Origin of the sequence: Levilactobacillus sp. LN180102, from assembly GCF_050106635.1 — a bacterium.
Classification (GTDB): Bacteria; Bacillota; Bacilli; order Lactobacillales; family Lactobacillaceae; genus Levilactobacillus; species Levilactobacillus brevis.
The window spans coordinates 236,574-244,680 of sequence record NZ_JBNIIX010000001.1 but is presented as its reverse complement, the minus strand read 5'-3'; the positions used below and the strand labels follow the sequence as shown (position 1 = coordinate 244,680).

General features: G+C 45.6%; 6 protein-coding genes. 4 read left to right on the top strand and 2 right to left on the bottom strand.

Annotation, left to right across the window (positions count from 1 at the left end; genetic code table 11):
- The 3 genes from ACP4IT_RS01315 to ACP4IT_RS01305 form a co-directional block, all read left to right on the top strand.
- Positions 1-454 (top strand): transposase (locus ACP4IT_RS01315; RefSeq protein ID WP_426855152.1); only part of this gene is annotated, 454 nt, incomplete at its 5' end.
- 224 nt (positions 455-678) lie between these two features.
- Positions 679-1,407 (top strand): nicotinamide riboside transporter PnuC, encoded by a 729-nt coding sequence (gene pnuC, locus ACP4IT_RS01310; protein WP_011667809.1) that lies wholly within the window; start codon positions 679-681, stop codon positions 1,405-1,407.
- Positions 1,408-1,555: 148 nt separating this feature from the next.
- Positions 1,556-2,260 carry a Bax inhibitor-1/YccA family protein gene (locus tag ACP4IT_RS01305; protein WP_011667808.1) on the top strand — a complete coding sequence of 235 codons (705 nt, stop codon included), beginning with the start codon at positions 1,556-1,558 and terminating at the stop codon, positions 2,258-2,260.
- Positions 2,261-2,420: 160 nt separating this feature from the next.
- Here the strand turns inward: ACP4IT_RS01305 and ACP4IT_RS01300 are convergent, their stop codons facing one another.
- Positions 2,421-3,770: a uracil-xanthine permease family protein gene (locus tag ACP4IT_RS01300; protein ID WP_047020972.1), complete on the bottom strand. Its 1,350-nt coding sequence runs from the start codon at positions 3,768-3,770 to the stop codon at positions 2,421-2,423.
- Entirely contained in the window at positions 3,770-5,116 is a 1,347-nt protein-coding gene (guaD, locus tag ACP4IT_RS01295) for a guanine deaminase (RefSeq protein WP_047020971.1), read from the bottom strand. The genes ACP4IT_RS01300 and guaD overlap by 1 nt, the downstream gene beginning before the upstream one ends.
- 314 nt (positions 5,117-5,430) lie before the next feature.
- Here guaD and polA point away from each other — a divergent pair, with 314 nt between their 5' ends.
- Positions 5,431-8,091 carry a DNA polymerase I gene (gene polA, locus ACP4IT_RS01290; protein WP_156646553.1) on the top strand — a complete coding sequence of 887 codons (2,661 nt, stop codon included), beginning with the start codon at positions 5,431-5,433 and terminating at the stop codon, positions 8,089-8,091.
- The last annotated feature ends 16 nt before the right edge of the window (positions 8,092-8,107 follow it).

Genomic DNA, 8,107 nt, shown 5'->3' with positions numbered 1-8,107 from the left:
GCCGTATTGGCGCCTGTATCTTATGAACTATGGGGCTCTTGAGAAAAGTCAACCACAATGGTTTTCACATTTACGAAACAGACTGACCCAAGAACAACTTATCTGGTCTGGTTTAAATCTCAGCCGTGAGTTTGAAAATACTTACTTCACCGCTCATAAACTCGTCGAAGCTTTTCGCAACCGAGACTATGCAGCTTTTACTTCGACGCTTGATGAGGTTGAGAACGTTAGTCCTCAACTCTTTACGACTATCAAAACGTTTATTAAAAATAGAAAGCTCATCCAAAATATGACCAATAGTACACTTTCCAACGGTCCCATTGAAGGCGTCAATCGAAAGATTAAACAGATTAAGCGGACAGCATACGGATACCGGAATTGGAAAAACTTTGTTTTTCGTATTCAGATTGAATTTAAAATCAGAGTAAAGAAAAGGAACCCCGTTCGCAAGTGAACGAAGTTCCACATAAATCCTCCATCAACACCCGTTGACAAAGAGCCTAAGTAATCTAAACGGGCGTTGGTAGTTTTACCACGACCGTTTTTTATTTTATCCAGTAGGCGATGTAGCCGGTTGATGTCTTAAGGGAATATCAATTGTCTTTTTCGGCCGGACGCGTATTCTGGAATTATGACTTCGGGGGAAGTCGAAAATTATTTTGGGGAGTCGTTTGGAAAATGGAAAATGGGCTAACACACCGAAATTGGTGGTATCAACAACTTTTCACTAATTGGAAACGGTTTGAGCTGGTTTATGTGGTGCTGTTGATTTTGTTACAGTTAGTGGTTTATTTAATCGCACCTGATAGTCTTATTGGGATGGTTTCAGGGATCGGTGGCGTATTATGCTTAGTTTATGGCATGAAAGGGCGAAAAATTTCATTTATTTTCGGGTTCATTCAGTGTGTGGCCATGGCTTACGTTGCTTGGATTAGCCATGCCTACGGATCATTTGCAATGGACCTCATCTACGTGATTTCACAGCCGATTGGCTGGTACTTATGGGGACGTGATGAGGTAACCCGGGCCTTTACACGCCAGACGCGTCGTTGGCTATTCATTGGTGCATTTATCGCCTGGTTAGTTGGTTGGGGTATTTTATCCCAGCTGGGTGGGCAGTTGCCCTATTTCGATGCAATTAACTTTGTGGTCAGTTTGATTGCCCAGGTCCTGTATATCCTTAAATTCCGTGAGAATTGGTCGTTGTGGATTGTGGTTAATATTGCCAACGTTGTTTACTGGGGCGCGTTGACAGGACAGACCTTGTTGGGGATGACGGCAGTTGGGACTCTGGGAGCTAATCTATCACAGGTCGCACTGCAAGGAGCCTTGTTGTTTAATGCCGTTTATGCGACCAAGGTATGGGCCAGTGGCGCAGCAGACCACGAGGGTGGTGCGGGTCAATAGGTTAAAAATTCCTTCTTTCAAATCATTTAAACGACAGATTACTTGTGTTTAGTGTCGTTTTTGGTAAAATTATTTTAATAAACCCCGAGACTGGTTTGACCAATGGTGGTGACTAAGTCGGGAATTGATTGAAAGAAGGAGCGTTTCAATGAACAACTATGATCAGCAACCCCGTACGACGATTAACACTGAGGTCGGCCTCAACAGCTTTCTGACCAAAATGTTTGGCTGGATGGGTGCGGCCGTGTTGGTCTCAGCTGTAGTCGCCTATTGGATGTCAACTCAGATGGCCTTTTTACAAACCTTAAAGGGTGGCGGTCTGTTGATCCCAATTATTGTTTGGTTTATCTTACCGTTTGTGATTAGCGGACAGTCGATGAAACGACCAACCGTGGCCTTGGTTGGACTCTTCGTGTATGCAGTGATTACCGGTGGCGTTATTTCCTTGTATTCACTGGTTTATACACAAACGTCAATGGTGGCGGCCTTTGTTTCAAGTGCGGCGATCTTTATCACCATGGCTGGAATTGGGGTCTTTACCAAGCGAGATTTAAGTAAAATTGGGACACAAGCGACAGCCGCTTTAATCGGTTTGATTGTCGCAATGATTGTGAATATGTTTTTACGCAGCGCGCTAATTGCTTTAATCTTCTCCTTCGTTGCCGTGATTATCTTTGCCGTATTAACGGCTTGGGATACGCAACGGATGCAGAAAATGTATTTACAGTACGGCGATCAAGTGTCAACGACAGGGTTAGCCGTTAATGGTGCCTTGCAATTGTACTTGGACTTTGTTAACTTGTTCTTACAACTCTTACAAATCTTTGGAATTTTTGGCGGCGACAACCGTTAAAACTCATAAAATAGATTAAGCTAAGCTCTGTTAAGCCACAATGGCTCGACAGAGCTTTTTCTTTTGAAAAATAGAGTGTGTTATTAAAAGGTGGTTCGGCAACTGACTTGCTGCCGAACCACCTCATTAATACTGATAATTGTTAAAACACGTTGCCCATCTAGTCAAGTGACGACAGTGCTGCCGAATGCTGTTGGTCAGATGGCATACATAGATTGAGCAGGATAGCGGCGATTGCCGCTACTGCAATTGGCGAGCCCAATAAGTATTGCACCAATTGGGGTGATTCTTTCGTCACCGTTGCAGGTAATAGAACCAACGCTAAAGTGAGGACGATGGGGAGTCCGATGACGTAGAGACTGCTTTCACCTAAATCTAGGCGACGAATGACATTTAGTCCATTTAACATAATGGTGACACAGATAATGGCGAAAACTCCGCCGATGACCGGAGCTGGGATAGCAGCTAGAAAGGCAGATAGCTTACTGAAAAAGCCAAGAATCATGAACCAGATACCGGCTGCAATGAAGACCCGTTTACTAGCCACGCCAGTAATTGAGATCACGCCGGCATTGGTTGAATATCCGGTTACCGGCGTGGCGCCCAAGATGGAGGAAACAAAGCAGCTTAAGCCTTCGCCAATGAGGCCGCGATTCCATTGGGTTTTGGTTAGTTGATGGTTGATAACGGCACCCATGGCAAACCAGGTACCGGTTGTTTCCGTTGTCAAAACGGCATAGATGACGATGAATGTAATAATAGCCGAAGGTGAGAAGGTAATACCAAAGTCAAGCGCGGTTCCTTGAGGAAAACTGAACCAGGGTGCTTGAATGACCGTCTTCCAGTCGAACCGGCCCATGGCAGTGGCGACCAAAGTCCCCGTCAGTAACGATAAGATAATGGCACCGGTTCGGAAGAGACGTTGAACGCGAGGAAACCGAATACTAATTGAAATGGCAACTAGAAGTGTTACGGCTGTGATGCTGGCTAAAATAATATTCTGATTGATATTACCGCTGGCTTCAAAAATATTACTATTCAATGCAGAAGGAATTAGTGACAAACCAACACAGGTGATGATAGTCCCACCGACAATCGCCGGTACCAGTTTAGCGATGATTCGGTGAAAGACACCGGTTAAACCGAGTGCAATCAGTACGAGGGATCCGACTAACATGGCACCAATCAACGTGCCCATACCACCATGATTGACGCCACCGCTAGCGAGAACAATTCCGGCAGCAGCGCCCAGCGGGACAAATGACGGCCCTTGGGAGATGGGCATCTTCATGAACCAACAGGTCTGAATGATGGTTCCAATCCCAGCAGCAAGAAAGGTGGCCTGTAATAGGCTCATTTGTTGGGCTGCTGACATCGCTAGTAAACCAGCCAGGATGATGGGCGGCACGTAAACGTCCATAGCGAGGACATGTTGCAGGCCTAAAAATCCGGCGGTCCGGGGGTTAACGGCGTCATCTGGTCCAACGAGTAAACGATTAGAAGTTTTCATTAATTGTGGTCTCCTTTTAGATGATGAACCCGTTGACCACGAACATAGACGGCTTGGATGTCAGCGGGGGTTGTATGATACATCAGACGTTCAAAGATACTGTCAGCATCATTTGGCATTAAGGTAGCATAGCGGTCGTGAACAACTTGAAAATCGGCGGTATAGCTGGGAATTAACTGACCAGCTTGCAGGTGTAAACTGGTAGCACCACCCTTGGTGGCTAAATAAAACGCGGTTGTGGCTGAAATACGACTGTCTTTAACACCGCGTTTTTCAGCAATCCGGGAAGCATCGACGCCATCTTGGCGCATCTGCGATGCCATAACGGCTTGCTGTAAGTTGCGATAAAGACTAGGCGTGAACCCACCGGACAAGTCGCTGCCTAGGCCAACTTTAACGTCACGATGTAGCGCCTGGTTTACCGGAAAGACAGCATTTCCAAAATAAGCATTGGAAATCGGGCAATGGGCTACGGCAGTTTGTCGTTGATGGAACAAGTCAAGGTCACGAGTTGATAGCTGGGTACCGTGAGCCACGACGGATCGTGAGGTTAGTAACCCAAAGTGATCGAGAACTTCGGCGTCACGGCGGTGGAAGTGGTCTTGAGCGTATTGATCTTCCCAAGTACTTTCACTACAGTGTGACTGAATGGGCAGATCATAGCGTTGTGCGAGTTGACCCAGGCCGGTTAAGGCCGCTGGGGTGCAACTAGGGACAAACCGGGGGGTAATCACCGGTGTCACCGCTGCATGTCGTTGTTTGGCTAAGGCCTGAACTGCCATGACAAACTTCTCGGTTCCGTTAATGGCATCCGTCGCCGATGGGGTCCGATAAGTCGCAGGGGTTTGATCGGGATTGTCCATCACAACTTGACCAATATAACCGCGTTGACCATAGTCTGCGCAGGCACGAGCGAGTTCGAGATTGGCATCGTGGTGAATGGTTCCAAAGTACAGGGCAGTTGTGGTGCCATTAGCTAACAGCTCGGGGATGAGGTGTTGGTAAACACGATGAGCAAATTGCGAATCGGCGTACCGGGCTTCAAGCGGAAATGTATAGGTATTTAGCCAGTCATTTAGTGGTCGGTCGAGCGCTAATCCCGCTTGTGGCCATTGTGGGGCATGCACGTGTAGGTCGATAAATCCGGGCAGTAAATACGTATGGGCGGGTAAAATTTGTAAAATATCAGCCGCCTGGGCTGCTTGTCGAACAGAGGTGTAATCGGCGTCGCTCGGACGAATTAAGCGGTCGATTAGACCGGTATGGTCCACGGTTAGTAGCGCATTGGACTCGAAATGAACGTGGTAGGCATCTTGAGGTGAAAAGCTGGCGCCTTGAAAAACCATCTGGATAGTGATGACAACTCAACTCACTTTCTCTTTGAATAAAAATAGAATAACACGAAATAAATTGATTTTAAAGTTAAAAATAGTTCGCCTTTTTATTTTAAGATAAATTACAATAACGGTAAATCGGTTTATTTATAGATAAATAGCGAACAAGGCCGGAAAAGGTTCTGATGTTTATGTAGACTAATCAATCGTAGAAAAACGGAATAATCGAGCAATTAGCGATTTACTATTTCGGATTTTCCAGTTTTTTTGGTAAAATAGAAATAGAATACTCGAATACAGCTAGCTGCGTTCGAAAGGAGCGAAACATGGCGGAAAAACGTTTATTATTGATTGATGGAAACAGTGTGACTTTTAAGGCCTTTTTCGCGTTATATACCGCATTGGGAAAGTTTACCAATAGCGAAGGACTGCATACGAACGCTATTTATGGGTTCAATACCATGTTGGAAACGATGTTAAAAGTGGTACAACCAACCCATGCTTTAGTGGCTTTTGATGCTGGTAAAACAACTTTTCGGACTAAAATGTATGACAATTATAAAGGTGGCCGGGCAAAGACGGCACCGGAACTTTCCGAACAATTTCCGTACGTGAAAGAGCTTTTGGCGGCACGTGGGATTCAAACTTATGAGTTAGCCAATTATGAAGCTGATGATATCATCGGTACCTTGGCTAAACAGGCAGAGGAACAGGGATTTACCACGACTATTGTGACGGGTGACCGGGATTTGACCCAGTTGGCTGATGATCATACGACAGTTTCAATTTCTAAAAAAGGGGTTAGCGAAATTGAACACTACACGCCCGCCTATGTAAAAGAAAAAATGGGGGTTACGCCGGCTCAGATTATTGATATTAAGGGCCTTCAAGGCGACAATTCCGATAATTATCCCGGAGTTACAGGGGTTGGGCCTAAGCGAGCAGTTGAATTGGTTAGCACCTACGGCAGTATCGATGGTATCTACGATCATTTGGCTGACATCACAGCTAAGAAATTAAAAGAGCATTTGATTGCAGATCACGACCAAGCGCTGCTAGCTAAGCAATTAGCGACCATCAAGCGCGATGCACCAGTCGAAAAAACAGTTTCTGAATTGGTTTACAAGGGCGACGACTATGATCAACTGGTGCCGTTTTATCAAAAGATGAACTTTAATCAATTTCTAAGTAAGATGAGCATTGATGGTGAGGCTCCCACGGCAACACCAGGGTTAGAAGAAGTCACTTATACTGTTTTGACGGCAGACAATGTGACTGAATTGCCATCTTTTACCGATGGCTGTGAATTTTATCTAGAGATGCTTGATGACAATTATCATACAGCTGAGTTAGTTGGTTTTGTGATTGGACATAACGATCAATGGTGGGTGAGTCGCGACACGGCACTCCTTCAGCAAGCCCCCTTAAAAGGCTTATTGGAAAATGTGGACATTGCCAAACAAGTCTTTGATGCGAAACGAACTTTTGTTGCGTTGCAACGCTTAGCCGTGACTTTAACGGGTGTGGATTGTGATTTGTTGCTGGGGTCATACTTGTTAAATACGTATGACAACAGCAATGATTTAGGTCGACTTGCCATGGAACACGGGTACCATCAGGTCGCAACCGACGAAGATGTTTATGGTAAAGGCGCCAAGGCGGCAATCCCAGATGATGATGACGTGTTCTTTAGTCATTTAGCCCGTAAAGCCCGGGCCATTGAACAACTTCGACCACAGATTTTTAAAGATCTTGCTGACAATGAGCAAACAGATCTTTACCGTGATATTGAGTTGCCAATGGCATTTGTGTTGGCACGAATGGAAGTAGCTGGTATTACGGTTGAGGCCAGTGAATTAGAGGCTATGGGCAGCAAGTTCACCGAACAGTTGGCGGAGATCGAACAGACTATTTATAACGAGGCGGGCGAAGAGTTTAACATTGGTTCACCCAAGCAATTAGGTCATATTTTATTTGAAAAGATGGGTCTACCCGTAATCAAGAAGACAAAGACTGGGTACTCAACGGCAGTAGGGGTGCTTGAGAAGTTAGCCGCTGAAGCACCGATTGCTGAGAATATCTTGAAGTATCGTAAGATTGCCAAGATTCAGTCGACCTACGTTGAAGGCTTATTGAAGGTCATTCATCCGGACGACCACAAAGTGCATACACGTTATTTGCAGACGTTAACTCAAACCGGTCGATTATCTTCGGTTGATCCAAACTTGCAAAATATTCCGGTCCGTAACGAAGAAGGACGAGCGATTCGTAAAGCCTTTGTACCAAGTCATCCAGGCTGGGAAATCTTTTCATCTGACTACTCACAAATTGAACTGCGCGTGTTGGCTCATATGAGTCATGATAAGCAAATGCAAGAAGCCTTTCGTGAGGGACAGGATATTCATGCGGCGACGGCGCGACGAATTTTCAAGATGGGGCCTGACGAAGAAGTTACCCCGAATATCCGGCGACAAGCCAAGGCGGTTAACTTTGGTATTGTATATGGAATCAGTGACTTTGGCTTGTCACAAAATATCGGTATTTCTCGCAAACAGGCTAAGGCTTTTATCGATACGTACTTTGAGGAGTATCCGGGGGTTAAGGCCTACACAGAGCGGATGGTCCAACAGGCTCATGAATTGGGGTATGTCGAAACGATTGCTCATCGGCGGCGGTATTTGCCAGACATCAACTCACGTAACTTCAATCAGCGGTCATTTGCTGAGCGGACAGCGATGAATACACCAATTCAGGGGAGCGCGGCAGATATTATCAAAATTGCCATGATTCGAATGGAACAGGCACTAAAGGACATGCAGGCCACAATGCTACTGCAGGTTCATGATGAACTGATCTTTGAAGCCCCCGCAAGTGAGATTGACACCTTGGCAAAGCTGGTTCCGAGTGTGATGGATTCGGCCATTGAGCTAGAAATTCCGTTGAAAGTTGAGAGTCACTATGGACCAACTTGGTATGATGCCAAGTAAGTGGTAGGAGGAGAGA

Bases quoted from the DNA above. Each gene is read 5' to 3' on its own strand.
- ACP4IT_RS01300 (WP_047020972.1), bottom strand. From the start codon at position 3,770: ATGAAAACTTCTAATCGTTTACTCGTTGGACCAGATGACGCCGTTAAC.
- guaD (WP_047020971.1), bottom strand. From the start codon at position 5,116: ATGGTTTTTCAAGGCGCCAGCTTTTCACCTCAAGATGCCTACCACGTT.
- ACP4IT_RS01305 (WP_011667808.1), top strand. From the start codon at position 1,556: ATGAACAACTATGATCAGCAACCCCGTACGACGATTAACACTGAGGTC.
- polA (WP_156646553.1), top strand. From the start codon at position 5,431: ATGGCGGAAAAACGTTTATTATTGATTGATGGAAACAGTGTGACTTTT.
- pnuC (WP_011667809.1), top strand. From the start codon at position 679: ATGGAAAATGGGCTAACACACCGAAATTGGTGGTATCAACAACTTTTC.